The following is a 25844-nucleotide window of genomic DNA, read 5'->3' on the forward strand; positions in this document are numbered from 1 at the left end:
AAGATACCGCTTTTTTTTTCTCAAAAATTGATTTATATTCAATCTATGAAAAACACTCAAAAAAATGAACTGGCAGTCTGTGGTTATGCAGCCGTAAAAAAACTTGCAGAAAAAAATCCGGATAAAATAAAAAGATTTTACTTTACACAAGAGAGGATGGGAGAGTTTGGGGATTTGTGCAAAATCCTTGCCAGCAAAAAAAGGCCTTATAATAAAGTTTCTGAAGATGAACTTTTGAAAATTTGTGGTAGTGTTCATCATCAAGGTGTAGTTGCCATGATTGAGCAGCCTGAAATCGAACCGCTAAATTCAGCTATAACTGACGAATGGTTGCATAAAAAAGAATCTGCACTTCTTTTGGATAGGGTTGGAAATGCAAATAATTTGGGTGCTATAGTTCGTAGTGCGGCATTTTTTGGCTGTAAAAATATCATAATTCCTCTAGATGAGGCGCAAAGTTCAATCACAACGAGTTCATATCGGGTTGCACAAGGCGGAATGGAATTTGTTGAGTTTTTTTCGGTAAAATCTATCCCAAATCTTTTAAAAGCACTAAAAGGTAAAATGGTGAGAATCGGAACAGAAGTCAATACAAAGAAAACTGTTGATTACATAAAAAATTTGACTGGAAAAAAGCCTGTTCTTATAGTTTTAGGAAATGAGGAACACGGAATTTCAAAGGAAGTAAAAGAAAATTGTGATGAACTTATAACAATTCCGTTTGGAGCTGGATTTCCAACTGAAGAAGTTCAAGCTATAGAAAGTTTAAATGTTGCTCAAGCGGCAGCAATCATTTTGTATGAAATGCGAAAGTGATTTTATATTGATTTTTTGAAATTTAAAATAAAAAACGCGACTTTTATGATTTTTTAATTTCGCTAAAAGTCGCGCTTTGGTTTATTTTGTGTTTATAAAACTATCTATTCATTTCAGATTGCCCTTCAGTTGATTGATGAGCTTTTATTATCGATTGAATTTCTGCAAAGTCTGAAACTGGAAGGTCTCCGAAAATTGTATTTTTTGTTGCACAAGTCGCGTTTCCAAATTCTACCGCTTTTTGAGCATCGTCATATTTTAAAAGACCAAACAAGACACCAGCACAGTAAGCATCGCCGGAGCCAATCCTATCTACAACATCAATTTCTCGGTAAGGCTCTTCTCTATAGAATTTGTCTAATCTTTTTAGATAAACAGTTGATCCAAAGGAATGAATTTTTGGACTTATTACCTCGCGCTGCGAAGTTGCAATCAAACGGATATTTGGATAGTCGCGGCAGAATTCCCGATGCATTTCTTCCAAAGTTCCAGTTTTTCGGAACATTCTTCTGCAACTTTCTTCTGAAATAAAAAGGACATCGACATACGGCAAAACCTGTTTGATTGCATTGCGTGCAGTATCTTCGTCCCAAAGGCTTGTTCTATAGTTTATGTCAAAGGCGATTCTTGCACCTTCTGCTTTGAATTTTTTTATCATATCTAGGGCAAGATTTCTTGTATTATCGCTCAATGCTAAGGTGATTCCAGACGTATAAAACATTCTAGTTTTTCCGTAGATATCTGAAGGAATTTCCGATTCTTGTATCTTTGTTATTGAAGAATTTTTTCTGTCGTATACAACAGTTGGTTTTCGAGGATAGGCTCCATTTTCGTAGTAGTAAATTCCAACCCGTGCTTCTGGGGATTCGTCAAAAATTATAAAATCGTCACTGACAGATGAAGAGCGAATTCTATTTTTTATGAAAGTTCCCAACTGATTTTTTGGAAGTCGAGTAATTATTCCCGAACGACAACCGAGAAGTGAAACTCCGCAGGCAACATTTAATTCAGCTCCGCCTGCGTGTTTTTTAAAAGTGTCGCTCTTGTAGATTAGTTCGTTTACAGGAGGCGAAAGTCTTAACATCGTTTCGCCAAAAGTAATTAAATCGAATTCCTTATGTTCGTAAAATGCGTCTTTGTCGGCCATAAAAACCTCTAAAAAAAGTATTTTTATAAGTTTAATGTTTAAAATGAAGTCTCTCAAGCGGTTTAATAAAATATTTTGATTTGTGGACTTTTACAATTCTGTCAATTATACTTACGTTATGGCAAAAAATTATGAAAAAAAAAATAATCAGACAGGACTTGCACTTGCCTGTTGGATTTTAGGTTTTTTAGTTCTGCTTATAGTTTTTTTGATAAAACAAGACGATATTTATTCGAATTTAAAAAGTACACGATTTTTTGAAAGGCTCTTTGGAAAAACTCCGACATTTATTCAAAATCATGAAATAAATAAAGATAAATTGCCAGCGGAAGACGATTCTGTAATCAATCTTAGTCCAAAAGATAAAATTAGCGACGATAAAATCGATTACGATAAAAATCTCCAAATAAAAGATGAAAAATCTTCTGAAAATATCGAAAACAAAAATATTGCGACATCGAAAAAACAAACCAATATCGAAAACGAAAAGACAATTTTAGATAAAGAAAAAAATATATCTGCTACAGAAAAAAAAGTTGAAAATTTCGACAAAACTTCCTCATCAAATGAAGTCAAGATTGAAAATCCAAAGCCTGCTATATCAAAGCAAAAACTTTATTTTGTTTATATAGGAGAAGATGGAGTTTTGAGCCGAAAGATGATAAATCGTCAGGTTGAAAAAAATAATTCTCCTCTTTTGACCAACATAAATCTGCTTTTAAAAGGTCCCTCTCCTGAGGAAGATTCTAAAGGATACCGAAGCCTGATTCCGAATGGTACAAAAATTTTATCGGCATCTGTCCGCGATGGAGTTGCGTATTTAAATTTTAATGAGGATTTTGAATTTAATACTTTAGGTCCTGATGGCTATTATGCTCAACTTATGCAAATCGTTTACACTGCGACGGAGTTTAGCACGGTTAACAGCGTTCAATTTTTAATTGAAGGACAAAAAAAAGAATACTTGGGTAGCGAAGGCGTTTGGATTGGGAGTCCACTTTCTCGTGCAAGTTTTAATTAAAACTATTTTGCTGAATAAGATTTTAATATCGACTCAAAGTATTTGCTGTTTTTGCTGTACGCACCTTGAAAAACCGTAAGTGTTAAAAATGCAAAATGATTTTGGTCGAGTTTAGTTAAAATTTTAAAATCCTTTGTAAAAGAATTTGAGCCTTGATTATAAAAAATATTTTCGTATTTTTGAGAATTCTTTGTCGTTTCGATTTTTAAAATTTCACTATAAGGGTATGAAGAATCTGTTCCCAAAATGAATTTTCGTTTTATTTGATTTATGATTTCTTTTTTCTGTGTTTGGGAATTTTCGTTTGGCAATTCAATCACATCTAAAACCAAAATTGCATCGTCGTTCAGCATATAAAGATTTTCCGCAGAAGCTTGCCATTGTGTATCTAAATTTATTTGTTGAACGAATTTTTCAATTTTTGAATATGTGATTTGTTCTTTTTTTGCTTTTTTGTCTAATTTTAATGAATGTTTTTCATCTAAAGTTTTTATTGGAAGCCCTTCAAAATTTTCAAAGCTCTTGTCGTCAGAAGACACAAGTTGCCCAGCGGTTATGAGCGAAAAGATTTCTTGATTTTTTGAATTTACAATGTTTTTAATATTAAAAATAGGAATTTGCGAATCAAAATTAATCGTTACTTCTCCGCCAAATTGCTCATATTCTTGTTTAGAAGAGAATGTTTCGTCTATAACTCCAACTTTTTGTCTTCTTGCAGTTAATTCATAAATCATATCATGGAGATAGTTTATTATGTCTGTGTCTTCTGGCGTGATAAAAGATAAAAAGCGTTCGCCAGTCAATTCTACATAGTCTTTTGTAGAATCTAGCGAAAATAAAATTGAAACATCTTTTTTAGGCTGAATTGGTTGGATACTTGTGTTTGCAGGAGAAAAATAGCGAAGGCCATAAGTATTTTCGTCGTAAAATATTATTCCCAAATAGGATTCTCTGTCGAACGAATAATCTTTGTAATAAACAAATTGCCCTGAATGGTCTTGTACCGAATGAATTACTCCTGGTAGTGCAAAGATTGAAAGACTTGCGAGAAAGCAAATAATTGTGCAAATCAAAGATTTTACGTTTTTTTTCATATCATATCCTAAGTGTAAAATAAAAAACCTTCACGCTTTTAATCTTCGTGAAGGCTTAGTTTGATTTAAGCGTTTAACTGTTCTAAAGCCTGTTGAACATATTGTTTTGTTTTTTGAGTAACTTCTTCAACAGGAACAAGTTCTGCCTCTGTTGCCTGTCTTGGCTTGAATTCCACATTTGGAAGAGTTTTTTCGCCAATCGTAATTCTTAACGGAATCCCTATCAATTCCATATCAGCAAATTTTACGCCAGGACGTTCATTGCGGTCATCGAGCAAAACTTCTACGCCGAGAGATTTTAATTGTTCGTAAATTTTATCGGCGGTTTCTTTTATTGCGCCTTCGTATTTTATTGGAACAATGCAAACTTGGAATGGAGCAACCGACATTGGCCAGATTATTCCTTTTTCGTCATTATTTGCTTCGATTATTGAGGCGAGTGTTCTGTCAACGCCTATTCCGTAGCAACCCATTGTTGGTTCCTGAGGTTTTCCGTTTTTGCCAAGGAAAGTAACATTCATCGAATGCGTATATTTATGTCCCAATTTAAAAATATGACCGAGTTCGTTTCCTTTTCTGATGTAGAAATTTGAACCACAGCAAGCGCATTTGTCGCCTTCTTTTACCGTTCTTAAATCCGCATTTATATAAGCTGAAAAATCACGAATTGGCTCTACATGTTTGATGTGATAGCCTTCTTTGCCAGCTCCTGCTATTGCGTTGTGCATCTGTGCTTCGCCGTCTTTTATAACTGTGTAGTCAACTACGAGCGGACACTTTGCAGTTGTTGGACCTACAAAGCCGTGTGGTGCGCCTGCATATTGCAAGATTTCTTCATCTTCTGCGAGTACAACTTCTGACGCTTTGAGGGTTGCTGCCAACTTTGCTTCATTAACATCTAAATCTGCTCTAATAAGAACGCAAACATAAGACAGTGGATAATAGTTTCCCGAAGGGTCTTTTACGATTTTCCAGTTTTCTGCACCAGTTGCACCTGTCATATCCAGCGCAGAATTGATTACGCGATAGATAAGTGCTTTTATGAACATCTTTGAAGATTCATCGAAGAATTTTTCCATATCCTCGATTGAAAAGACATTTGGAGTGGCAACCAGCTCTATAGGTTTTTCTGTTTTTGTAGGGCGTTCGCCTTTTTTATTTAAAGAGAAGTCTATTGCACATTCTGCTTTTTCCACATTTGCAGCATATCCGCACTTTTCGTTAGGGCAGATTATCAAAGTATCATCGCCAATAGGGGATTCAACCATAAACTCTTGGGAACCTGAACCGCCCATTGCGCCAGAATCCGCACGAACTGGAATTATCTTTAAGCCGAGCCTTTTAAAAATTCTAAAATATGCTTTTTCGTATGCTTTGTAAGATTCGTCTAAAGATTCATCATCGGCATTCATCGTATAGCCGTCTGCCATTATGAATTCTCTTCCCCTCATAACACCGTATCGAGGGCGAATTTCATCGCGATATTTTGTATTTATTTGATAGAGATTTATTGGTAATTGTTTGTATGAATCCAAGCTGTCCCTTGCGATTGCAGTAAAGGCTTCTTCGGCAGTAGGAGAAACAACCATATCCTGTTCTGAACGGTTTTTTGCTTTGAGCATTTGTGCACCCATAGTTTCCCAGCGACCAGATTCTTTCCATAAATCTCCAGGAATTATAACTGTTGGTTTAAACTCTAAAGCTTCTGCTGTTTCATTCCATTCTTCTCGAATTATGTTTTCAAGTTTGTAAAGTGAACGAACTCCGAGTGGCAGATAAGTGTAAAGCCCATTTCCAAGTTTGCGAGTTATTCCTGCACGAAGCATAAGTTTGTGGCTTGAAATTACAGCCTCTGCTGGTGCTTCTCGGAGAGTTGAAATATAAAATTTTGAAGTTTTCATCGTTTTTACATTTTATTGAAAATAAAGTTTAGTAGCAACCAAGAAAAAAAAGGCAGAAGATTTAACTTCTGCCCCTATAAGCATTTATTTTACATGTTTACGGTTAAATGGCGAGGAAGTCCATCGACCATTATTGGACTTAGTTCTGCTTGAATTAGTGGATGTATGTAGTGAATTAAATCTTTTGAAACGCCGTCATCGCCTATTATCCAATCGAGCGGAATTTTCTTTTCGACATTTGCAATGTCTCTTACATCGTGAGTTTCTGTTGCACAAATGTACGGATCATCAGAAATCCTTTTTAAAACGACTACCTTGCCAGTTTCGCCTTCAAAAGCTGCTTTTACTGCTGCTCCTCCAACGTTAAACGCTTCTGTAACATCTGTTCGGCTCGACATATGTGCTGCACATCGTTGCAAAGTTGAAAGTTCAATAGCACGTGCTTTTATACCAAGTTCAAGCTGAATTTTTTCTGCAAGGAATTTTGCTGTCCCAGAAAGTTGTTTGTGACCAAAAGCATCTTGTGCAGAAAGATGTTCGCCCAATTCAAATACATAGCGTCCGTCTGGAACTTTTATTCCTTCTGAAACTGCTATTACAAGCGATTTTCCTGTTGCAGATAATTCTTTTACGCGTGTTATAAACATATCTATGTTGAATGGTTTTTCTGGGAGATATATCAAATCGACACCTTCGCAATCATCGGCTTTTGCAAGAGCAGATGCAGCCGTAAGCCAGCCAGCATTGCGACCCATTATTTCGACAACTGTAACTGTAGGGTAGTCGTAAACCAAACCGTCTCGGATTATCTCTTTCATAGTTGCAGCGATAAATTTTGCTGCTGAACCAAAGCCTGGAGTGTGATCTGTTATTGCGAGGTCGTTATCTATTGTTTTTGGAACTCCAATAAAGCGAATGGAACTGCCAGTTTCTTTTGCGAATGTCGAAAGTTTATCGATGGTATCCATTGAATCGTTTCCACCGATGTAAAAGAAATATTCAATTTCGAGTTCTTTTAGAATTTCAAAAATCTTTTCGTAGGTTGCCCTGTCCTTGCTTATCTCTGGAAGTTTATATCGACAAGAGCCCAGATATGATGACGGAGTGCGTTTTAAAAGATCAATTTCCATTGTCGAATGAATTTTTTGAGAAAGGTCTACATATTGACGGTCGAGTAAACCTTTTATACCGTGCAACATTCCGTAAATTTTTTTTGCGCCTCTATCTCTTGCAGTTTGATATATTCCTGCAAGCGAAGAGTTGATTACCGATGTAGGTCCGCCAGACTGTCCAACAATTACATTTCCAACCATAAAATTTCTCCAATTTTTGTCAATTCGTGTTACTCGATTATAATCCATAATATTCGTAATTGAAATAAAAATATAAATTTATAGATGAAACGAAACGATGAATTGGCGTTAAAGAAAAACTTCCGTGTTTTTCTTTAACTGACAGTTTTTGCAAAACTGTCAGCATTTTGTTGTAGGTCGCACGTCCTTGTGCGACTGTGGTTTTGATTGGCGTTAAAGAAAAACTTCCGTGTTTTTCTTTAACCGACAGTTTTTGCAAAACTGTCAACATTTGGTTGTAGGTCGCACGTCCTTGTGCGACGATGCGGCAGGGTCTACTTGTAGCCCCGCATCTTGCCTGCGAGCTACAGCGACAGGGATTGTAGGGGCGCGAAGCGTTGGTGGCTTGCCGCCAATGTAGCGGTAGCGGAACCCCGAAAAGCCCGATTTTTGACTGCCGCAAGGCTTGCAAAAAGCCGCCCATAATAAAATTTAAAAAATCATCGAGATGAAAATAAAAAAGCCCCACCTTAACTTGCGACTTTGCTAAAAGTTGGCAGGGCTTTTTATAAACCGAGTTTCTTTGAAACTCTTTGACAGTGTGCGCACATCCGTGTACGCAGTCTTATTTAGGTTGTTTACCAATGTAAGCGAGGATTCCTCCATCTACATAGAGAATGTGGCCGTTTACGGCATTTGAAGCTTCAGATGCCAAGAATACTGCAGGTCCTGCAAGTTCTTCTGGATCTAACCAGCGTCCTGCTGGAGTGCGACCGATGATGAACTGGTCAAATGGATGGCGTGAACCGTCTGGCTGTTTTTCGCGCAATGGTGCTGTCTGTGGAGTTGCGATGTATCCAGGACCAATTCCGTTGCACTGAATGTTGTCTGCTCCGTATTCTGAACAGATGTTGCGAGTGAGCATTTTAAGTCCACCCTTTGCTGCTGCATAAGCAGAAACAGTTTCTCGTCCGAGTTCTGACATCATTGAACAGATATTGATGATTTTTCCGTGACCTTTTTTTATCATTGAAGGGATAACTGCTTTTGATACGATAAAAGGAGCGTTAAGGTCTACATCTATAACTGCACGGAAGTCTTCCGCAGACATTTCGTGCATTGGAATTCGTTTTATGATTCCTGCATTGTTTACAAGAATATCAACAACTCCAACATCTTTTTCTATCTTTTTTACAGTTTCTATAACCTGTTCTTCTTTTGTTACGTCGCAAACATATCCGTGAACATTTTTTATTCCAGCGTCAGCGTAGTTTTTTAATCCGCTATCTACCTGCTCTTGTCCGCGATCATTAAAAACAATCTTAGCACCAGCGGCAGCATACGCCTTTGCAATCGCAAAACCAATTCCGTAAGTTGCGCCTGTAATCCAAGCAACTTTGCCAGTAAGGTCAAAGTCTTTCATTTCAAATGCTTTTGCCATTTTTTATAGCCTCCAAAATTTGATAATTTAAAGATATAAGAATGAGTTTTTAAGGTCAATGATGAAAAGGACTCATTTGCCCAAAATTCATAAATCATCAAAAAGGAGTCGGATTTTTTCTATCGATTTGTCATTTACGAAATTTTAATTTTACAAATCTTAAATTAACTTGGTTTTATGTGCGAATTTCGCATGCGAATATTGAGATTTGAAATTCGTTTGTGGCAAAACTTCTCTTGAATAAAATCATAAAATTGCTATGCTCACTGTTATGATTATTAAGAAAATTCGATATTTTTTTTGCTTTGCATTTTTGCTTTTTATTTCAGCAACTTTTTTTTCCTGCTCAAAACCAGGAGATGCAAAGGTTGAACAGGCTGTAACTTCATATTCTGCCGGAAAATACGATGAGGCTCTAAAACTTTTTAAAGAATCGTTAAACGAAGAAAGGCGCTATTCTGACGAACTTATCTACAATTTTATTTCTACAATTTATTCTGCACAGAGCGATTTTGAAAATGCTGCAATTTGGATGGAAAAATCTTTGGAAAAAAAGAGCGACTATCGCGGTTATATAACACTCGGGATGAACTATCAGAGTTTGAAAGATTATGAAAAGGCCGAAGAAAATTATCTAAAAGCGGCGCAACTCGATGAAACTCGTGGCGAAGCCTGGGCCAGCCTCGGAATGATGTATATTGAAGAAGAAAAATCTTTAGAAAAAGCGGCTTTGTATCTTGAAAAAGGAGTTGAATTCTCGCCTTCGATTGCTGTTATTCACGCTTATTTGGCAGTGGCATATTACAAACTCGGCAACAAAGAAAAATCTTATTTGGAATTTGAAAAAGCAAAAGATCTAAAATGCGAAAATCTGGATTTGATAAAAGAAAAATTCAACTGTGAATAAATTTTGGTTATCATCTTGATTATGAGATTTTACTTAGATATAGTTAAGTTACCGACTGTTCGGTAACTGTTATGGCGATAAAAAAATCATCAACTGGAAAGACAACTAAACAACTCATATTGGAAGCGGCTTTTTCTTTTTACGAAAAACCTTTGTATAAGGATTTTTCAATGAGCCAACTCGCTTTAAAAGTTGGGATAACAAAGGCTGCAATATATCGTCATTTTGTCAACAAAGAGTCGCTTGCCGTTGAAATGCAAAAAACTTTTTTTGATGTGCTGGCTCAAAATATTTTAAATATAAAAAAAACTGAAAGCGAAAGCGAATATGCAATTTCTAAAGCACAACGTTTGGGAGTGGTAAATTTTTTTGCAGAAAATCAGCAATATATAAATTTCTCTATACGCCAATTTCTTCAGGAAGAAAATTTTGGCAAAATCATGCACGAAGAACTTTTTAAGCGTGGCGTAAAAGATGAATTCAAAGAAATCTATAAAAATATAAATATCGAAAAAAATAAAAAAATAAAAAAGTTCGCACATTGTTTTTATTGTGGGCTTTCTGTTTTGTTTTTTATAAAAGCAAGGCATCATCATTTTGAGCAGACTGGTTATAAAGTTCCTGTCGATGAATTTTCTGAAAAATTGATAAAATTTTTAGAAAATGGTTTTCGAGGAAGCGTAAAAGAAAATTCGATTTTATATCCTACTGAAATTTCTGACGAAAGAATAAAAGAGTTGGATAAAATTTGTTCTGTTATTCCAGGCGATTTGCCTCTGGAAGAAAAAATATTTACGGCTTTTGCAAGCGTTATAGAAAAATACGGAATTAACGGTGCTACTGTTGAGCATATTGCAGAAGAATTGAACATGGCAAAAAGCAGCCTGTATTTTTATTTTAAAAATAAAAATGAAATGATTTATTCACTTCTTTCTAAGGAATTGAACCTTTTAAAAACGATTTGTGAGGAAAATTTTTCAGAAGCAAAAAATTATTCAGAATTTACTTACATAAATATGCGCACGGAGATTTCCTACTTTTTAAGCAGAACGACGATTCTTCCGATTTGTGGCTGGCTTTTGCAAAGCGGAACAGAACCTCCTTTTCATGATGAAGATGATGGATTGGCAAATAATATCTGGGAAGCAAAATTGGGTAATGAATTAAAAGAAATAGATTTGGGATTTCCTCTTTTGCCTAAATATTTAACTTTTTGGATTGGAATTTTGCCTGTTTTATTGATTGTGTTGCGGACAAAGCACAATTTGAGCGAAGAAGAAACTGTGCAGGCGCTAAAATATATGTTTGATTTTGTGATGTACGGTGCAGATTTTTGCAGAGAATGAACGATGAGTTTAGACAAACTTTTGTTTAATGAAATTTAGCTGAGAAAAATATAGAGAATTTTGGAGGTTGAGAGATATATGAAAAAAATAATTATGGCGATGAGCTTTTATCTTTGTTTTTTGGGTGTTTTTGCTCAAGAAACATCATCTACAAAAAATCAGACAGTTTCGCTTACGATTGAGCAGGTTGTTGATTATGCGTTAAAAAACAGTCGAACTTTAAAATCGAATGAAATTGATCTTGAGATAAAGAAACGAGCGTCTGATGTAAGTTGGAATGTTTTTTTGCCAAGTATAAGTGCCAGTGGAGCAATGAGCAGAACGACTGAGCAAACCCCAGGTCTCCCAGACTTTGCAAATGAAGAATCGAGGTGGTCTACAGTTGGTTCTGTGAGCGTTAGTTGGAATTTTTCGCTTGCATATATCGCTCAAATTAAGGCTGCAAAATCAGCATACGAAGGGCAAAAAATTTCTTGGGAGCAAAGCCAAAACGAAACTTTAATGAGCATAAAAAAACTCTACTATGCTTTGTTTCTGCAACAGGAAAATCTAAAAATCAAAAAAACAACCTTAGAGAACGCACGGCAGAGAATGGTTCAGGCAGAAGCCAATTTTAAAAATGGTCTTGTTCCAGAAATAAGTTTGTTGCAAACTCAGGTAAACTATGAAAACTCCAAGCCAGAAGTTGATTCTGCGGAGCAGGCGTTAAACCAGCAATTTGATACTTTTGCATTTCTTTTGGGAATGCCTGTTGGCACAAAAATCGAACTGAACGGTTCTATCGAGCCAACCTATATCGATGCAGACGCAGAAGTCTTGCTTTCAAAATATGGTAACAGAGATTTGAAAATAAAATCTTTGGAAAATAGCATTGATTCAATAAAAATAGGATTGAACGCTCTTGATTTGAGTACCTGGACTCCAGCGCTTGCTTTGAGTTATGGTTGGCAACCAGCTTATGTTGGAAGCGAGGGTGCATTTCATTTTTATAACGATTTGGGGAAGGATAAAAGTTGGTATGATAGCGGTGCTCTGAGATTTACACTTGCATGGAATATAACGAATATGCTTCCTTGGTCTGCAAACAGGCAGCAGGCTAGAGATTACAATCAAAATCTTGCAAAGATAAAACTCAGCCTTGAAACTCTAAAAGAAAATCAAAAAGTTCAGGTTCGAAAAGCCGTGGACACTTTGAACCAAGCAAAGCAGCAGATAGAAAATATGAATCGGTCTGTTCAACTTGCACAAAAGGCTTACGATATGCAGTATCGCTCGTACAGAAACGGCACTACGGAACTTTTGGATTTGCGAGATTCTGAAAATTCCTTGAATAAAGCAAAATTGGGGCAGTTAAATCAAAAGTATCAATATATTTCTGCTCTTATGGATTTGGAAAATACATTGAATGTAAAACTTTCCACAACTAAAAATGATATTGAAAACGCAAAATAAGGACTTATTGGAGGATTTATGAAAATTTCTAAAATTATATTTACGACAGGTGCAATGCTTTTTGCTTTATTGCTTGTAATTGGTTGTTCACCAAAAAATCAGGTTCAAAACAAAGGCGAAACTGAAGAACAGCTTTTTGCAGTAAGTACTTTGAAAACCGTCGCTGGCAATTTGGATGAATATCTTGAATTTGGAGGAGATATTGCATCTGTGAATTCTGTTTCTGTGCTGCCAGATCAAGGCGGAAAAGTTACAAATATTTTGGTTAGCGTTGGCGACCTTGTAAAAAGAGGGCAGACAATCGCTTATGTAAATCCGCTTAGAGTCGGTGCAATTTATAATGATAGCCCTGTTAATTCTCCAATTTCTGGAAGGATAATCTCTATTCCAACTACTGTTGGCTCAACCGTAAGCCAGTCATCTCCTATTGCAAATGTTGCGCGCACTGATGACCTTGAGGTAAAAATAAACATTGCAGAACGTTTTATAAGCCGTATTTCTGCAAAACAAAAAGCAATCATAACTTTTGACGCTTATCCTAGCGTTGAATTTCCTGCTACAGTTTTTGAAGTAAGCCCTGTTCTAGATACTTCTACTAGAACGATGGGTGTAAAACTCAGATTCGATAAGGAAGATTCTCGTGTAAAAGTTGGAATGTATGGTCGAGTAAAATTGATTACCGATTCTGTAAAAAATGCAATCGTAGTTCCTTCAAGTGCAATCATAACGCGAGATTCAAAAAATTACATTTATGTTGTTGAACCTCATACAGATAAAAAATCAACTGTAAAATTTGTTCCTGTTACAGTAGGAATTACAGTAGATAACAAAACAGAAATTTCACAAGGCTTAAAAGTCGGTGATGAAATCGTAATCAAGGGAATGTCCCTTTTGAGCGACGGTGCAAAGGTAAACGTAACTTTCAGCCGTCAAGCAGAATAGTTGCAATCATTATTGGAGATTTATATGACCTTTTCCGAAAAGTGTGTAAATAAACCCGTAACAACCCAACTGTTGTTTATTCTTGCAATAGTTTTGGGTATTTTTTGTACGACACAACTTCCTGTAGATATGTATCCAGATATGGATTTGCCTTATATGCTTGTCTACACTTCTTACGATAACGCAGGTCCTGAAGAAGTTGAGCAGAGCGTTACCGCGACTTTGGAAAGTTCTCTTTCTGGTGTTTCCGGGCTAAAGAAAATACAGTCGCGTTCTATGGCTGGAATTTCTTTTATATTTCTTGAATTCAATTACGGAACGAATTTGGATGCTGCCGGTGGAGATGTTCGTGACAAAATTGATATGGTCCGCAACTATCTGCCAAAATCCGCAAATTCTCCTGTAACAATAAAAATCGATCCTTCGATGATTCCTATAATGACTTTGGCATTGCGGGGCGAGCGTACTCCAGAAGAACTGAGGGCTTTGGCAAAGGATACGATAAAACCAAAACTTGAACAGATAGATGGAATTGCATCTGCTACAATTTCTGGCGGAAGAGAAAGTTCAATAAATGTTGATATTCCTCGCGACAGACTCGAAGCCTATGGTCTTACTATAAGTTCCATTGCGCAGATGATTGGCGTTCAAAATATTCAGTCTTCTGGCGGAACTATAACTTCTGGCGATATAAATTATACGATTAAAAACGATGGAAAATACAAAACTATTGCAGACCTCGAAAACACTGTAATTTCATATAAAGCAGGTTCTGATTATGCATTAAAAACAATCAGACTTAGAGATATAGCAGATGTTTACGAAGGCTATAAAGATGAATCCACCTTGGCGTATTTGGACGGAAATCCCTGTGTAATGATAACCCTTACAAAGCAGTCTGGAAAAAATTCCGTTTCTGCTGCGGAGAATGTAAGAAAGCAAATTTTAAAATTAAAAGAAGAATTGCCAGAAAGCATAGAACTCTTGGAAACTTCTAACACTGTTGATGTAATCTCTCAGACTATATCTGAAGTAGTAAACTCAGTAGTTCAAGGGGCATTGCTTGCAATCGCTGTTTTGTTTATATTTTTGCGTTCTGTAAAATCAACTTTAATCGTTGGACTTTCAATTCCTCTTTCAGTATTGATAACTTTGATCTGTATGTATCTGTGGGGAATTTCCATAAATATGATTTCGATGGCAGGACTTTTGCTTGGCATTGGTATGTTGGTTGATAACTCAATCGTCGTTTTGGAGAATATCTATTCTTATATTCAACGAGACGCAAAACCTAGAGTTGCAGCAGTTTTAGGTTCTCAGGAAATGATAACTTCAATAATGGGTTCAACTTTAACAACCGTTTGTATATTTTTGCCGATGCTCGTATTCAAGAAAAAACTTGGAATGATGGGGCAGATGTTTAACGATTTGGCTTACTCCATAATTTTTTCACTTCTATCATCTTTGCTTGTCGCAATCGCACTTGTTCCTGTTATGTGTTCAAAATATGTAAAAAAAGTTGGAGCAAAACGAAACGAAAGTTCAAAATTCACCTATGGAGCAAACAAAATATTGGGAGATTTTTTTGAACGCCTCGATGAAAAATATGCAAAAGGCGTAACTTTCGTTTTACATCACAAAAAGATGTGCATTTTTTCGATAATGGGGCTTTTTGTAATTTCGATGGTTGCTATAAAATTCATCGGATTTATCTTTATGCCTGCCGCGGCGTCAAACACTGTAACAGTTGAATTTGAATTTCCAAAAGGAACAAAGCTTTCTGTAACAGAAGATACTCTGCGAGAATTTGAAAATTCGGCTTTAAAAGAGTTAAACGGAATAAAATATACAACTGTAAGCGTTGGCGGAACAAGCGTGATGTCTTCCACTTCCGAAACAAATAAGGGCTCTGTAACTTTTTCTCTTTACGAACCAAAAGATAGAAAATCGGGTTATGAAAGTGAAAAAACTGCAAAGTCTAAGCTCAGAAAATATTTTACGATGTATCCAGGCGTTTCTGTTCAGTTTGGAACGAATGCAAACAGACCTTCAAAGTCTTCTGGTGTTTCTGTAGATGTAAAATCCGACGACTTGAATAAAGTTATGAGCACTGCAAGACAAATTGCGAATTTACTAAAAGAAAAGGGCAGCGAGTGGGTTAGCGAAGTTAATTCTGAACTTGAAGATGGACTTCCACAGGCAAACATCATTTTTGACCGAGAGCGAATGCAGGAGTTTGGGTTAAATATTGCTTCTGTAGGTTCTGAAATTTCGGGTGTAATAAGTGGAACTACAGCAAGTCGCTTTACAAAAAATGGTGATGACATAGATGTTATAGTTCGTGTTTCAGAAAAAGATAGAGGTAGACTTTCGGACTTGGATTCTATATCGATGGTAACATCCAATGGAAATCGCATTCCTCTTTCAAGTTTTGCACACTATGAAGAAGCAAAGGCGCCTGTAACAATTTACCGCGAAAATCAAGCGCGCGTAATCCACGTAACAGCAAATCCAGTGGAAGGACTTTCTATTGCGGACGTTCAACGCAAGGTTGAAAAACTTATAGGCGAAAATGTTGCAAAAGAAGAAGGAGTCATGATTTCTTATTCGGGCGACCTTGAAGACATGATTGATGCTGTAAAGAATTTTGGGCTTATCATTATACTTGCAGCCTTTTTGGTTTTTATCGTTATGGCTTCTCAATTTGAATCGATACTCGATCCATTTATCGTAATTTTGACGATTCCGCTTTCGTTTATTGGTGTAATCACAATCTACGCGATAACGAGAAATCAACTCAATGTCGTAACGATTATGGGTATGCTGGTTCTTGTAGGAACAATCGTAAATAACGGAATTGTACTTGTCGATTATACAAATCTTTTGCGCAAAAGAGGCTTAGAACTTGAAGAAGCGTGCGTTCAAGCGGCGCGAAATCGTTTGCGTCCAATTTTGATGTCCACTTTAACAACTGTAATTTCGCTCATGCCAATGGCATTTTTCCCAGGCGAAGGTTCATCTTCAATGCAGCCAATTTCGCTTACGGTATTTGGCGGAATGACATTTGGTTCAATAATGACGCTTTTCTTAATGCCTTCAATCTACTTTATATTCAACAATCGTCGCCTAAAAAAAGCGGCAAAAAAAGCGGAAAAACAAAAAGCCTTAGAAGCAAAAATTGAACAAAACAGTTAGCTTTTATTTGGATAGAACCTTGCGATATAAATTGAATATGCAGGTTTTATCCATTTATATTGCAATTTTAATTGGATGGTTTAGCAGAGTTCAAAACGCAAATCACGAAACTTGCCAAAACCGGAATTCAAAATTTTTCCTTAGTTTTAAGGAGGACGATGTGGGTTATCTTGAAAATATACGAAAACATGCAGGAAAATTGACCAGACTTGAGTTGATTTTTTCGCAGGCGCTGGAAGAAGATTTTGTTGCGGAATTTAAAGAAAAAAAACTTGCAGCACGGTATACAAAAATTGCAAATGTGATGGGTGCAGGATATTCAAATCCGCGCTTAGGTGATGCAATTTGGCCACAACTAAACATCATGTATATAATTTATTGCTCAGAAGAAGAGGCGCAAAAAATTATCGAAATTTGCCAATCTCTAAGAGAAAAATACATATCGGAAGGTATCGCTTGTTTTAAAAGCACTTCTGAAGAAGTGTGATATAGGTTTTTATTCAATTTTTACAGGTTTTACAGAAAAAGACATTTTGGAGTAATTTTGCCTTTATAACAAAAACGATAACTGGATTGTACTTTTTTAGGATTTTTTGCTTGCGAATTCCATAATCAAACTTATAATAAATTTATGGAAATAAATCAGCATATAGCAGAATACTATGATGAGTTATATCCAGTAACCGAAGAACAAAAAGTATTTTATGAAAAAGTCATTAACCAATACGAAACACCTGTAAAATTTCTTAGAATAGGGTGCGGAACGGGGACTTTTGAACATAATTTAGCTCGCGAAGGTTCTGATGTAACCGGTATTGAAACTTCACAGGAACTTTTGGACTCTGCAAACCGTAAACGCAGAACGCAACTTATGTCCGTGCGATATTTTCAGATGTCTTATCTGGAAATGACAAGATTTTTGGGCAGAGGATTTTACAATGTAATTTCGATTTTGCATGACAGAATTCTTTTTATTCACGATAAAACTTTGCTCAAAAAATTTTTTTATGATTGCCGTCAACTTGTTTCTCAAAACGGAAAATTGATATTGAGTTTTCCAAATTTCCATCAATATGTGGATTCAAATTTTTCGGAAAAAATAGAGCTTCCTTCAAAAAAAAGCATTCGTGCACACTTGCAAACTTTTGTAACGTCAAATGGAGAAAATTTTTTTATGGAGCAGTCGCTTTATAACGGCACAAAAGAAAAAATTGAAGTTACAAAAGATGCTCCCATTTATCTTTTGCAGTGGGAAGAAGTTGAACAATTTGCAAAAGAAGCTGGATTTTTTAAGGTTGAATTTTATCAGGATTTTTCTTTAAAAGAATTTACAGATACGAGCCCTAGGGTTTTGGCAGTTATAAGTGCTTAAAATTTCTCTATTGACTTGGGCGACTTTTGCCAGACTTGCGTCAGGCAAAACCGGGCTATCCGCGGCTACGGCATTCGCCTTCGACCAAACGCCGCTTTTTGCTCCATCTATATAAATCCAGTCTATTTTTAATCGAACAATGCTTTCTCAATGGAAGAAATATCGTAGCGCCGTTTGTTTGCCTCTAGCACCGCTCCTATCCCCTGTCGCATAGTCGCACAGGAGGTGCGACCTGCAAGAAGTGTCGACAGTTTTGCAAAAACTGTCAGTTAAAGAAAAACAAGGAGGTTTTTCTTTAACAACTATCCCCTGTCGCTGTAAGCTCGCAGGCAAGATGCGGGGCTATAAGTAGCCCCTATCGCATAGTCGCACTGTAGAACCGTTGAACAAAAATTGCATCTATTTTTGCGAAAAATCAGTCGATAAATTCGCTTAGAATATTTCTTAGTAAATCTTCCAGTGATTTCCGTTTTCTTTGACAAATCTTTTTGCTGGAATTTCTAAAAGTCTTCCGTCTTCTCCTAATATTTTTATCATATTAGTTAAAGGATTTATATCTATAACTCTAAATTGTGTGCTGTCGTAAAATATATGCACGCCTTCGTTTGGAAGATATTTCCTTGCTTCTGCATACCAACTAAATTCGTAACTTAGACAGCACAACAGTCTTCCGCACTGACCGCTTATCTTCATTGAATTTAGAGAAAGGCTTTGCTCCTTTGCCATTTTTATCGAAACTGCTGGCAATTTGTCGTTCATTGAATGGCAACAGCAAGGTCTTCCACAAACACCCAGTCCTCCTGTTATGCGGCTTTCATCGCGCACTCCGATTTGTCTTAATTCTATGCGCATTTTAAAGACGCTAACCAAGTCTTTAACTAATTCTCTAAAGTCTACTCGATTTTCGCTCGAAAAGAAAAATAGTGCTTTTGCTTCTTCTAATAAAAAATGTACACAAACTAACTTCATATCGAGTTTGTGTTGAACAACTTTTTCTTTAAATATTTTAAAAGCATCTTCACTTTTTAAAGCATATTCTTCATATTTTTTTAAGTCTTCTTGAGATGCCTGTCTTTCTACTGTTATTATTTCGCTTGGCTTTAGTCCAACTGGATTTTTTACTTTTCCCAAAACCATAGCAAGATCTTTTCCGTATCTAGTGGGAATTATTACTGCATCGCCTTTTTTTAATTCTGTAAAATTTTTTGGGACGCAACAGTAAACGCTTTCGCTTGAATATTCAAGTTTTGTAATGTAAAGGGGCTCAGGATAAACGAAATTTTCGTCAACTTCGTTATTGTTCCTATGGGATTCATTGTCTTCGAGGTTCTCAATGTCTTCTGTTTCGTCAACTATATCATTTTCAAAAATATCGCTCATAATTTTTCCTGTATTTTGCTATTTTTAAACAGCAAGCAAATCCACAATCAAGCCGTTAATTTCTTCAACCCTTTTTAAGATTTCGATGTTTGAGCGGTGATTGTAGAGAATGTCGTTTGTGAGTTGTGCAAGTTTTTCGTTTATAACTTTTATTTGCACAAAATACGCAGGTTTTCCTGTTTTTTTATCTAGCAGAGATCTGCCTTTGTATTTTCGTGCATGGGTTAGTATTTGATAATTGTTTTTAGAAACATATTTTATAAAATTTCCGAGTTTTTTTCGATAATTTTCAATTTGTTCCATATTTGGATTTTGAGCGAGCATATCGCCTGCTAAATCAACTTCGTCTTTTAAAAAAATAATCGCTTCGTCGACGGTTTTCCCAGCTAATTCTATTGGTAAACCTTCGTTTGCAAGTTCAAATTCTTCTTGATTCTTTTTTAAGGAAGAAGCAAAACTCGTTTTTTTTGCAGCAGAGCTCTTTTCTCCTTTTGTTGTTTCTTTTGCTTGTTGGTGAACGGCATTTTGTAGAGAGGCAAAATATAGCGATTGGCTGTTTATTGCTTCAAGACCTGCCATAATTAAATTACCTTACTTTGAATAATTTTTTGGTCTTGGAATTTTATTGAAGAAGACTGATATTCATCGTCGTTTCCGAGCGAAATGCAATGCCCGTTAAAGATTACATTTTCTGCAACTTGTAAACTTTTTGTGCTTACATCACCTATTAAAACTGAATTTGCAAGTAGCTTTATGCCTTTGGGAGCGACTACATTGCCTACGATAATTCCCCCTATTATTATTGAAGAGGCCGATATGTTTCCTTGTATTCTGGCAGTGTCACCTACAATTACATTGCTGGAAGTTTGAATTTCGCCTTTTATGTCTCCGTCGATACGAATAAAACCATTTATTTTTACATCGCCTAAAATTGAAGAACCTTTACCGATTACTGTGTTTATTGAAATATCGTCGGAAGTGAATGCCATATTATTTTATGAGTTTTACGTTTACATATTTTGCAGGGTCTACAACATCAGAACCAATATGTATTTCGTAATGAAGATGAGGCCCTGTAGTAATTCCTGTGTTTCCGATTGTTCCGATTATCTGACGTTGAGAAATAAAATCACCTTTTTTTACCCTTACAGTCTGCATGTGGCAGTAGCGAGTGTAAATTCCGTGCTTGTGTTTTATGATTACGAAATTTCCAAAACTAAAGTCGTATCCTACAGAAACAATCTGTCCATTTGCAGTTGCAACTATTGAGTCGCCACTTCTCCAAGTTGAAATATCAAGGCCTTTGTGAATGTACCATTGACCTGTTATAGGGTGAACATTTTGACCAAACGGCATCGAAATGTGTCCTATTCCGCCGCGAACTGGCCAAATATTAGGAATGTCGGTGAATAAAGTTTCTTGGCTTTCGAGCATTTTTCCGATTTCTTCAATCGGCTGAACTGCACTTTCTAAATAAGAATTTAACTGTCTTATGTCTATTGCTTCGCGTGTTGAACCTGTAACTTGACTTTGGCTGTCGAAAAGGGAAGAAAGGTCGGAATCGTTCATAGACGCTTTTGAAACTGGATTTGTGCTGTTTATTCCTAAAAGCGAAAGCGATTGTGAAAGCGAAGTCTGAAAACGCTTTGCAGTTTGAAGCAGATTGTTGTTTTCGTCGCGAAGTTCGTCGAGACTTGCAAGAGTCTGACGATTTTCGTTCATAAGGCGGCTTATTTCTGCACTTGAACCTGCAACTTGTTTGTTAAAATACACAAAGGAAGATATTATTCCAACGACTAGAACAACTCCTAAACAGAGCGCAAAAACATTTGTCTGGAAATTTACAACTTTGTTTTGAGAATGAGGAACTATCATTATTGTGAGTTTGCTGTCGCAGATTCTGAAAAATTTTATAACGAGTCTTTTGAATTTTCCAAACCAAGATTTGAAAACAGTAATAAAAGATGATACGATATTTTTTTCTAGTTTTTTATAGTGCCCGATTTTAGCCATCTAGTCCTCAGTAATAAAAAATCACCTTCCCACAAAGCAACATTTCTATCATAACTAATCAAGCATAGATTGTCAAATATGCATAAATAAGGATGAATGCTCTATGATTTGACTATAAGCATCGAGTGCCGTATGGTGCAAGTATAACTAAATAAAGCAGACAATCGAATTTTGTATTTATAATCATAATCTATTGTGATAGAGTAATTTAGTATTATTTTCGGATAAATTCCCATGAATAAAGAGGTAAAAAAATGGATGGCAGAGAAGAAATTGTTGACCTTTTGCGCGAAAATGCGCGCCTTTCAGCAGAAGATATTTCTGCAATGACAAAAAAATCTGTTGAAGATGTAAAAAAAATTATAGCCTCGCTGGAAAACGAAGGAATAATTTTAAAATATGCCGCCATTATCAATCCGGAAAAGGACGAAGCGTATAAAGACAAGGTTGTTGCAGAAATTGAAATTCAATGCCAGCCAGAACGCGAACACGGTTTTGACGCTTTAGCAGAACGCATATACAGATTTCCGCAGGTAAAATCGCTTTATCTTATGAGTGGAGGTTACGACCTTAAAGTTATGATTGAAGGCGATAATCTAAAAGAAGTTGCAGGTTTTGTTTCCAGCAAACTTTCGACATTGGAAGGAGTGCGCTCTACAAAAACACATTTTCTTTTAAAAAAATACAAAGAAAACGATGTCCTTTATGTTGAAGATGAAAGGGACAGGCGCGAAGGCGTTATGGCGTAAAAACGCGTTAGGGATTGGAAGGGTGAGCGCAGCGAAAACAAACGCAAAACCTCAAAACAAAAACAACAGTTCGATTATGGAAGATTTTTGCAAAGATTTGCAAATTTTGTGTTTGAACTTTTGCGTTTGCTCGGAGCCGAAAGGCGTAGCCCTAGAAAGCCCGGCGATGCAAAACGAAGTTTTGTGGCGAACGCCCAAATTCGTAGTGGGGAAAAATATGAACGATAGACAAGATAGATTTTCAACTTCGATGATGAATATTCCGCCGTCTGGAATCCGCAAATTTTTTGAAATGCTGATTGGGCACGACGATGTAATTTCGCTTTCTGTTGGCGAACCGGATTTCCCGACGCCGTGGGTGATGAGGGAAGAAGCTTTTTACCATTTGGAAAAGGGGCACACTTCTTACACTTCTAACTGGGGTTTGATTGAATTGCGCGAAGAAATTGCAAAATACATGCAAAAATACGACATGTATTACAACCCAAAAAATGAAATTCTGGTTACTGTTGGTGCCAGCGAAGGCGTTGATGCGGTTTTGAGGGCGGTTTTGAATCCTGGCGATGAACTGATTGTTGTTCAGCCTTGTTATGTTAATTATGTTCCACTTGCAGAATTGTGCAATGCAAAAGTGATTCCAGTTGATTCAAGTGTGAATGGTTATTTTCCGACTGCTGCCCAAATTGAAAAACTTATAACTCCAAAGACTAAAGCGATAATGATTTGCTCTCCAAATAATCCGACTGGAACGATGATTCCAAAAGAAGAACTCGAAAAGATTGCAAAACTGGTTATTAAAAATCAAATCTGGTGCATAAGCGACGAAATTTATTGCGAGCTGTGTTACGACGAGGCAACTCATACTTCGATTGGTTCTTTTGATGGAATGAAAGATTATGCGATCATATTGAACGGATTTTCAAAGTCGTTTGCTATGACTGGCTGGAGAATTGGCTACATTGCTGCTCCTGCGGATTTGTTGGCACAGATTATTAAACTGCACGGATATAACACTATTTGCGCTCCAATTTTTAGCCAATATGCTGCAGTAGAAGGTTTAAAAAACGGTTGGAAAGATGTTGATAGGATGCGAGTAAGTTATCGCCAACGAAGGAATTTGATGTATAAAGCATTTTGCGATATGGGTTTGCCTGTTCCAGAGCCTAAGGGTGCTTTTTATATGTTCCCTGATATAACTTCTACGGGACTTTCTTCTGAGGAATTTGCTACACAACTATTCCATAAATACAATGTGGCTGTTGTTCCCGGAAGCGTGTTTGGACTCGGTGGTGAAGGTCATATTCGCTGCTGTTATGCGACAGGTATTGATAAAATGAAAATCGCTTTAGATAGAATTGCGGATTTTGTAAAGGAGCTTCGAGGATAATTTATATAGGATTTGCAATGTTATGTAACGCTGTGAAAAAAATGCAGGGTTGTGTAACGATTGTGAAAAATCGTGCAATGTTGTCAAAAGATTATGCAAAATTGTTTTAACAGCGTACAATGTTGTGAAGAAATTGTGCAAACTTGCAAAACGCTAAAATGTTAAAAATTGAATTAAGCCCAGTCGCTTCAAGCGAGGATGCGATTTGGGCTTAAATTTTAAAATTAGCGGATGTCAACTTTTTTTAGAATCTTTATTAAGCCGTCTTTTTGAATTAAATCTATCGGGCGACCTTCTGAATATTTTTTTGCTTCTTCGCTAAAAATTCCTGCGGTAAAGCAAATTCCACGGTCTGCTTTTGAATCGCTAACCTTTGATTGAAAGTCTCGAACGTAAAGTTCACCGATTGAGCCAGTTGTTCTATAAAAGCGGAAAATTTCTGTATTTTCCCACTTGCCAGAATCTACGGTCAAAAGAATTTCTACGTGATCGGATTGAACCGAAATGTCCTGAATTTTTACGATTGATTTTGTGTAGTAAACCATTACAACTTTTCGGCAAAGTGCTACAAAGTCGCTGGATGAACTCATCAAATAAATCTGTAGATTTTTGTTTTGGTTCAATTCCGAATATCTAGCAAGCAATTGAGGCACATCTTTGTAAGTTGGATTTACCGCTTGTATCTCTTTTAAAAGACTCATTCCCAAAGAGATATTTTTAGTCGCTGAGCAGACTTGTGCATAACGGTAACGAAGTTCCAGCGCAATTTCTGGAGGCGTATTTTGATGTTTTAAGCCTATTTCAAAATCCTGCATCGCTTTGTCGTATTGGTTCATTCTCATGTGAACAATTCCTGCTGAAAGACAAGAGCGTGCTCCGTATTCTGGATCTGGACGCAAATGCATAAAAACTTTCATCGCTTTGTCGCCATAACCACATTCTTGCATTGCATCTGCCATTGCATAAAGAACTTCTTTGTTGTCTGGATTTTCATCCAAGGCACGCCTAAGAAATGCAAGACTTTCTTTAAAATGATGCGCATTGTACATTGCGAGTGCTAGCGGTGCGTTTACATTAGAAGCTTCTGGTTTTGCGACCAAGGCTTTTTTTAAGCAAGGAATTGCTTTGTCGTATTCTTTATTTGCATAAAGAGCCAAGCCCAAATTGTAGTTTACGTCAAAACTTGATGGGTCAATCTGGTATGCAGTAGGCAAACCTCTAAACGCATCCTGAATTTTGTTCAATTTTAGAGCACAAATACCTTGTCTTAATGCTGCTGTAAATGGGTCAATTTGAGTATGTGCAGGAGCGATCGTTAGCATAGTATCGTAAATTTGATACGCTTTATCCCAGCTACGCTCGTTAAAATAAAGGTCGCCTAACGCAATCAAACTTTCAGGATTGTGTGGGTCCTGACTCAATTTTTTTGTTGCATCACGAATTATTTGAGAACGGTTTTTTTGTTTACCTTTTTTCTTTCCGCCAGATTTTTTTGAAGAAAACCCGACTATAATAGCAGTAATGCCGATTACGACCACTGCTGGTATTGCTAGTGTTAATGGATCCATACCACATTATCGACAGAAAAGCGATAAAACTCAAGATTTTAAGATATTTTAAAGTATGCAAGTTGTATCGCGACTTTGCCCAATTTACTTTTCCATTATTACAAGATTTCTTTCCCTTGCATCTTCTTCTTGAGAATCTTGTGTTAAAAAGGGCACTGTTAAATTTTCTACAGTGTATTTGGGAGCGGCATCTTTTAAGAGTTCCATTTCTTCGTGTATTTTTTCCAGTTTTGCTTTGTAAGCAACGAGCTTTCCGCCAGTTTTTAAAATTCTGCGTAAAACTTTGGTCATTTTTTTTTCCAAAGGTCTAAATGCTCTAAAAACGCAAAGGTCAAAAATTCCCTGCTGCAACCTTTCTGCTTGGTTTTCTAAAACATTTACATTTACGAGTTCCAGCTGATTTATGCAGTGTTCAAGAAAATTGCAGCGTTTAGACATCCTTTCGACGAGAGTAAAATTTAATTTTGGAAAAGCAATTGCAAGCGGGATTCCTGGTAACCCTGCTCCAGAACCAATATCTGCAATTGCAATATTTGCAATTGCAAGCGGAAAATCCGTTCCAGAAGAAAGAGCAATTCCCTGGCAAAGTTTTGCAATTTTGGGAGCGGCACTTAAACTGTCTAAAATGTGGCGAATTATAATCTGATTGCGGTCATCTGTGTTTATAAGGTCAAATTTTGCATTAAATTCAAGCAATAAATCGATATACAAATTCATCTTATCAGTTAATTCTTGTATATCGAGCGTTTGTATTCCAAAAAAATCGCCTTTTTCAAAACCGATTTCTTTAAGACCTTCTACAAGATAATCCATAATATTTT

The 25844-nt window shown here is 36.5% G+C and carries 23 protein-coding genes; 11 read left to right on the plus strand and 12 right to left on the minus strand.

Annotated features, from left to right (window positions below; translation table 11 throughout):
* Positions 1 to 45 precede the first annotated feature (45 nt).
* Positions 46 to 816 carry a TrmH family RNA methyltransferase gene (locus FXX65_RS03760; RefSeq protein WP_147615158.1) on the plus strand — a complete coding sequence of 257 codons (771 nt, stop codon included), beginning with the start codon at positions 46 to 48 and terminating at the stop codon, positions 814 to 816.
* A gap of 100 nt (positions 817 to 916) precedes the next feature.
* Here the strand turns inward: FXX65_RS03760 and FXX65_RS03765 are convergent, their stop codons facing one another.
* Positions 917 to 1963 carry a sugar kinase gene (locus FXX65_RS03765; RefSeq protein ID WP_147613478.1) on the minus strand — a complete coding sequence of 349 codons (1047 nt, stop codon included), beginning with the start codon at positions 1961 to 1963 and terminating at the stop codon, positions 917 to 919.
* Positions 1964 to 2081: 118 nt separating this feature from the next.
* On the opposite strand from FXX65_RS03765, the gene FXX65_RS03770 reads away from it, so the two are divergent.
* A complete protein-coding gene (locus FXX65_RS03770; RefSeq protein WP_147615159.1) occupies positions 2082 to 2984 on the plus strand; it encodes a GerMN domain-containing protein in 903 nt (300 codons plus the stop codon).
* 2 nt (positions 2985 to 2986) lie between these two features.
* On the opposite strand, the gene FXX65_RS03775 is transcribed toward FXX65_RS03770, so the two are convergent.
* The 5 genes from FXX65_RS03775 to FXX65_RS03795 all read right to left on the minus strand — a co-directional run bounded on the left by FXX65_RS03775 (position 2987) and on the right by FXX65_RS03795 (position 8712).
* Positions 2987 to 4078, minus strand: a complete 1092-nt coding sequence (locus tag FXX65_RS03775; protein WP_147615160.1) for a hypothetical protein — start codon at positions 4076 to 4078, stop codon at positions 2987 to 2989.
* A 65-nt stretch (positions 4079 to 4143) separates the two neighbouring features.
* Entirely contained in the window at positions 4144 to 5979 is a 1836-nt protein-coding gene (locus FXX65_RS03780; RefSeq protein ID WP_147615161.1) for a proline--tRNA ligase, read from the minus strand.
* Between the two features lie 89 nt (positions 5980 to 6068).
* Positions 6069 to 7292 carry a 6-phosphofructokinase gene (locus FXX65_RS03785; RefSeq protein ID WP_147615162.1) on the minus strand — a complete coding sequence of 408 codons (1224 nt, stop codon included), beginning with the start codon at positions 7290 to 7292 and terminating at the stop codon, positions 6069 to 6071.
* 37 nt (positions 7293 to 7329) lie between these two features.
* Positions 7330 to 7800, minus strand: a complete 471-nt coding sequence (locus FXX65_RS03790; protein ID WP_147615163.1) for a hypothetical protein — start codon at positions 7798 to 7800, stop codon at positions 7330 to 7332.
* A gap of 96 nt (positions 7801 to 7896) precedes the next feature.
* On the minus strand, positions 7897 to 8712 hold the full coding sequence (locus tag FXX65_RS03795; protein WP_147615164.1) for a gluconate 5-dehydrogenase: 816 nt from the start codon (positions 8710 to 8712) through the stop codon (positions 7897 to 7899).
* 271 nt (positions 8713 to 8983) lie between these two features.
* Between FXX65_RS03795 and FXX65_RS03800 the strand changes: the two genes are divergently transcribed.
* The 7 genes from FXX65_RS03800 to FXX65_RS03830 all read left to right on the plus strand — a co-directional run bounded on the left by FXX65_RS03800 (position 8984) and on the right by FXX65_RS03830 (position 17926).
* The gene (locus tag FXX65_RS03800) at positions 8984 to 9619 is read left to right on the plus strand and encodes a tetratricopeptide repeat protein (RefSeq protein WP_187116207.1); all 636 of its coding nucleotides are present in this window, start codon (positions 8984 to 8986) and stop codon (positions 9617 to 9619) included.
* Positions 9620 to 9690: 71 nt separating this feature from the next.
* Positions 9691 to 10965: a TetR/AcrR family transcriptional regulator gene (locus FXX65_RS03805; RefSeq protein WP_147615166.1), complete on the plus strand. Its 1275-nt coding sequence runs from the start codon at positions 9691 to 9693 to the stop codon at positions 10963 to 10965.
* 78 nt (positions 10966 to 11043) lie between these two features.
* Positions 11044 to 12417 carry a TolC family protein gene (locus tag FXX65_RS03810; RefSeq protein ID WP_147615167.1) on the plus strand — a complete coding sequence of 458 codons (1374 nt, stop codon included), beginning with the start codon at positions 11044 to 11046 and terminating at the stop codon, positions 12415 to 12417.
* Positions 12418 to 12435: 18 nt separating this feature from the next.
* On the plus strand, positions 12436 to 13359 hold the full coding sequence (locus tag FXX65_RS03815) for an efflux RND transporter periplasmic adaptor subunit (protein WP_147613487.1): 924 nt from the start codon (positions 12436 to 12438) through the stop codon (positions 13357 to 13359).
* Between the two features lie 24 nt (positions 13360 to 13383).
* Entirely contained in the window at positions 13384 to 16554 is a 3171-nt protein-coding gene (locus tag FXX65_RS03820; RefSeq protein WP_147615168.1) for an efflux RND transporter permease subunit, read from the plus strand.
* Positions 16555 to 16714: 160 nt separating this feature from the next.
* Positions 16715 to 17041, plus strand: a complete 327-nt coding sequence (locus tag FXX65_RS03825) for a PG0541 family transporter-associated protein (RefSeq protein WP_147613489.1) — start codon at positions 16715 to 16717, stop codon at positions 17039 to 17041.
* A 144-nt stretch (positions 17042 to 17185) separates the two neighbouring features.
* Complete coding sequence (locus tag FXX65_RS03830; protein ID WP_147615169.1) at positions 17186 to 17926, plus strand: class I SAM-dependent methyltransferase; 741 nt, start codon at positions 17186 to 17188, stop codon at positions 17924 to 17926.
* A 444-nt stretch (positions 17927 to 18370) separates the two neighbouring features.
* Here FXX65_RS03830 and ricT read toward each other — a convergent pair whose 3' ends face one another.
* Genes ricT through FXX65_RS03850 form a run of 4 tightly spaced genes read right to left on the minus strand, consistent with a single transcriptional unit; the run spans position 18371 to position 21319 of the window.
* On the minus strand, positions 18371 to 19306 hold the full coding sequence (gene ricT, locus FXX65_RS03835; protein ID WP_147615170.1) for a regulatory iron-sulfur-containing complex subunit RicT: 936 nt from the start codon (positions 19304 to 19306) through the stop codon (positions 18371 to 18373).
* A 24-nt stretch (positions 19307 to 19330) separates the two neighbouring features.
* Positions 19331 to 19885: a YaaR family protein gene (locus tag FXX65_RS03840; RefSeq protein ID WP_147615171.1), complete on the minus strand. Its 555-nt coding sequence runs from the start codon at positions 19883 to 19885 to the stop codon at positions 19331 to 19333.
* A 2-nt stretch (positions 19886 to 19887) separates the two neighbouring features.
* Complete coding sequence (locus FXX65_RS03845; protein WP_147615172.1) at positions 19888 to 20295, minus strand: bactofilin family protein; 408 nt, start codon at positions 20293 to 20295, stop codon at positions 19888 to 19890.
* A gap of 1 nt (position 20296) precedes the next feature.
* Entirely contained in the window at positions 20297 to 21319 is a 1023-nt protein-coding gene (locus tag FXX65_RS03850) for a M23 family metallopeptidase (RefSeq protein ID WP_147615173.1), read from the minus strand.
* 254 nt (positions 21320 to 21573) lie between these two features.
* Between FXX65_RS03850 and FXX65_RS03855 the strand changes: the two genes are divergently transcribed.
* Positions 21574 to 22068 (plus strand): Lrp/AsnC family transcriptional regulator, encoded by a 495-nt coding sequence (locus FXX65_RS03855; protein ID WP_147613495.1) that lies wholly within the window; start codon positions 21574 to 21576, stop codon positions 22066 to 22068.
* A 217-nt stretch (positions 22069 to 22285) separates the two neighbouring features.
* Positions 22286 to 23455, plus strand: a complete 1170-nt coding sequence (locus FXX65_RS03860; protein WP_147615174.1) for a pyridoxal phosphate-dependent aminotransferase — start codon at positions 22286 to 22288, stop codon at positions 23453 to 23455.
* Between the two features lie 224 nt (positions 23456 to 23679).
* On the opposite strand, the gene FXX65_RS03865 is transcribed toward FXX65_RS03860, so the two are convergent.
* Both FXX65_RS03865 and rsmG read right to left on the minus strand, forming a co-directional pair.
* The gene (locus FXX65_RS03865; RefSeq protein ID WP_147615175.1) at positions 23680 to 25023 is read right to left on the minus strand and encodes a tetratricopeptide repeat protein; all 1344 of its coding nucleotides are present in this window, start codon (positions 25021 to 25023) and stop codon (positions 23680 to 23682) included.
* Positions 25024 to 25107: 84 nt separating this feature from the next.
* Positions 25108 to 25836 carry a 16S rRNA (guanine(527)-N(7))-methyltransferase RsmG gene (gene rsmG, locus FXX65_RS03870; protein WP_147615176.1) on the minus strand — a complete coding sequence of 243 codons (729 nt, stop codon included), beginning with the start codon at positions 25834 to 25836 and terminating at the stop codon, positions 25108 to 25110.
* Between the last annotated feature and the right edge of the window lie 8 nt (positions 25837 to 25844).

The sequence above is a fragment of the Treponema pectinovorum genome (assembly GCF_900497595.1).
Lineage (GTDB): Bacteria > Spirochaetota > Spirochaetia > Treponematales > Treponemataceae > Treponema_D > Treponema_D pectinovorum.

Excerpts from the sequence above, each read along its gene's own strand:
- FXX65_RS03760 (WP_147615158.1), top strand. The coding sequence starts at position 46 with ATGAAAAACACTCAAAAAAATGAACTGGCAGTCTGTGGTTATGCAGCC.
- FXX65_RS03765 (WP_147613478.1), bottom strand. The coding sequence starts at position 1,963 with ATGGCCGACAAAGACGCATTTTACGAACATAAGGAATTCGATTTAATT.
- FXX65_RS03770 (WP_147615159.1), top strand. The coding sequence starts at position 2,082 with ATGGCAAAAAATTATGAAAAAAAAAATAATCAGACAGGACTTGCACTT.
- FXX65_RS03775 (WP_147615160.1), bottom strand. The coding sequence starts at position 4,078 with ATGAAAAAAAACGTAAAATCTTTGATTTGCACAATTATTTGCTTTCTC.
- FXX65_RS03780 (WP_147615161.1), bottom strand. The coding sequence starts at position 5,979 with ATGAAAACTTCAAAATTTTATATTTCAACTCTCCGAGAAGCACCAGCA.
- FXX65_RS03785 (WP_147615162.1), bottom strand. The coding sequence starts at position 7,292 with ATGGTTGGAAATGTAATTGTTGGACAGTCTGGCGGACCTACATCGGTA.
- FXX65_RS03795 (WP_147615164.1), bottom strand. The coding sequence starts at position 8,712 with ATGGCAAAAGCATTTGAAATGAAAGACTTTGACCTTACTGGCAAAGTT.
- FXX65_RS03800 (WP_187116207.1), top strand. The coding sequence starts at position 8,984 with ATGATTATTAAGAAAATTCGATATTTTTTTTGCTTTGCATTTTTGCTT.
- FXX65_RS03805 (WP_147615166.1), top strand. The coding sequence starts at position 9,691 with ATGGCGATAAAAAAATCATCAACTGGAAAGACAACTAAACAACTCATA.
- FXX65_RS03810 (WP_147615167.1), top strand. The coding sequence starts at position 11,044 with ATGAAAAAAATAATTATGGCGATGAGCTTTTATCTTTGTTTTTTGGGT.
- FXX65_RS03815 (WP_147613487.1), top strand. The coding sequence starts at position 12,436 with ATGAAAATTTCTAAAATTATATTTACGACAGGTGCAATGCTTTTTGCT.
- FXX65_RS03820 (WP_147615168.1), top strand. The coding sequence starts at position 13,384 with ATGACCTTTTCCGAAAAGTGTGTAAATAAACCCGTAACAACCCAACTG.
- FXX65_RS03830 (WP_147615169.1), top strand. The coding sequence starts at position 17,186 with ATGGAAATAAATCAGCATATAGCAGAATACTATGATGAGTTATATCCA.
- ricT (WP_147615170.1), bottom strand. The coding sequence starts at position 19,306 with ATGAGCGATATTTTTGAAAATGATATAGTTGACGAAACAGAAGACATT.
- FXX65_RS03840 (WP_147615171.1), bottom strand. The coding sequence starts at position 19,885 with ATGGCAGGTCTTGAAGCAATAAACAGCCAATCGCTATATTTTGCCTCT.
- FXX65_RS03845 (WP_147615172.1), bottom strand. The coding sequence starts at position 20,295 with ATGGCATTCACTTCCGACGATATTTCAATAAACACAGTAATCGGTAAA.
- FXX65_RS03850 (WP_147615173.1), bottom strand. The coding sequence starts at position 21,319 with ATGGCTAAAATCGGGCACTATAAAAAACTAGAAAAAAATATCGTATCA.
- FXX65_RS03855 (WP_147613495.1), top strand. The coding sequence starts at position 21,574 with ATGGATGGCAGAGAAGAAATTGTTGACCTTTTGCGCGAAAATGCGCGC.
- FXX65_RS03860 (WP_147615174.1), top strand. The coding sequence starts at position 22,286 with ATGAACGATAGACAAGATAGATTTTCAACTTCGATGATGAATATTCCG.
- FXX65_RS03865 (WP_147615175.1), bottom strand. The coding sequence starts at position 25,023 with ATGGATCCATTAACACTAGCAATACCAGCAGTGGTCGTAATCGGCATT.
- rsmG (WP_147615176.1), bottom strand. The coding sequence starts at position 25,836 with ATGGATTATCTTGTAGAAGGTCTTAAAGAAATCGGTTTTGAAAAAGGC.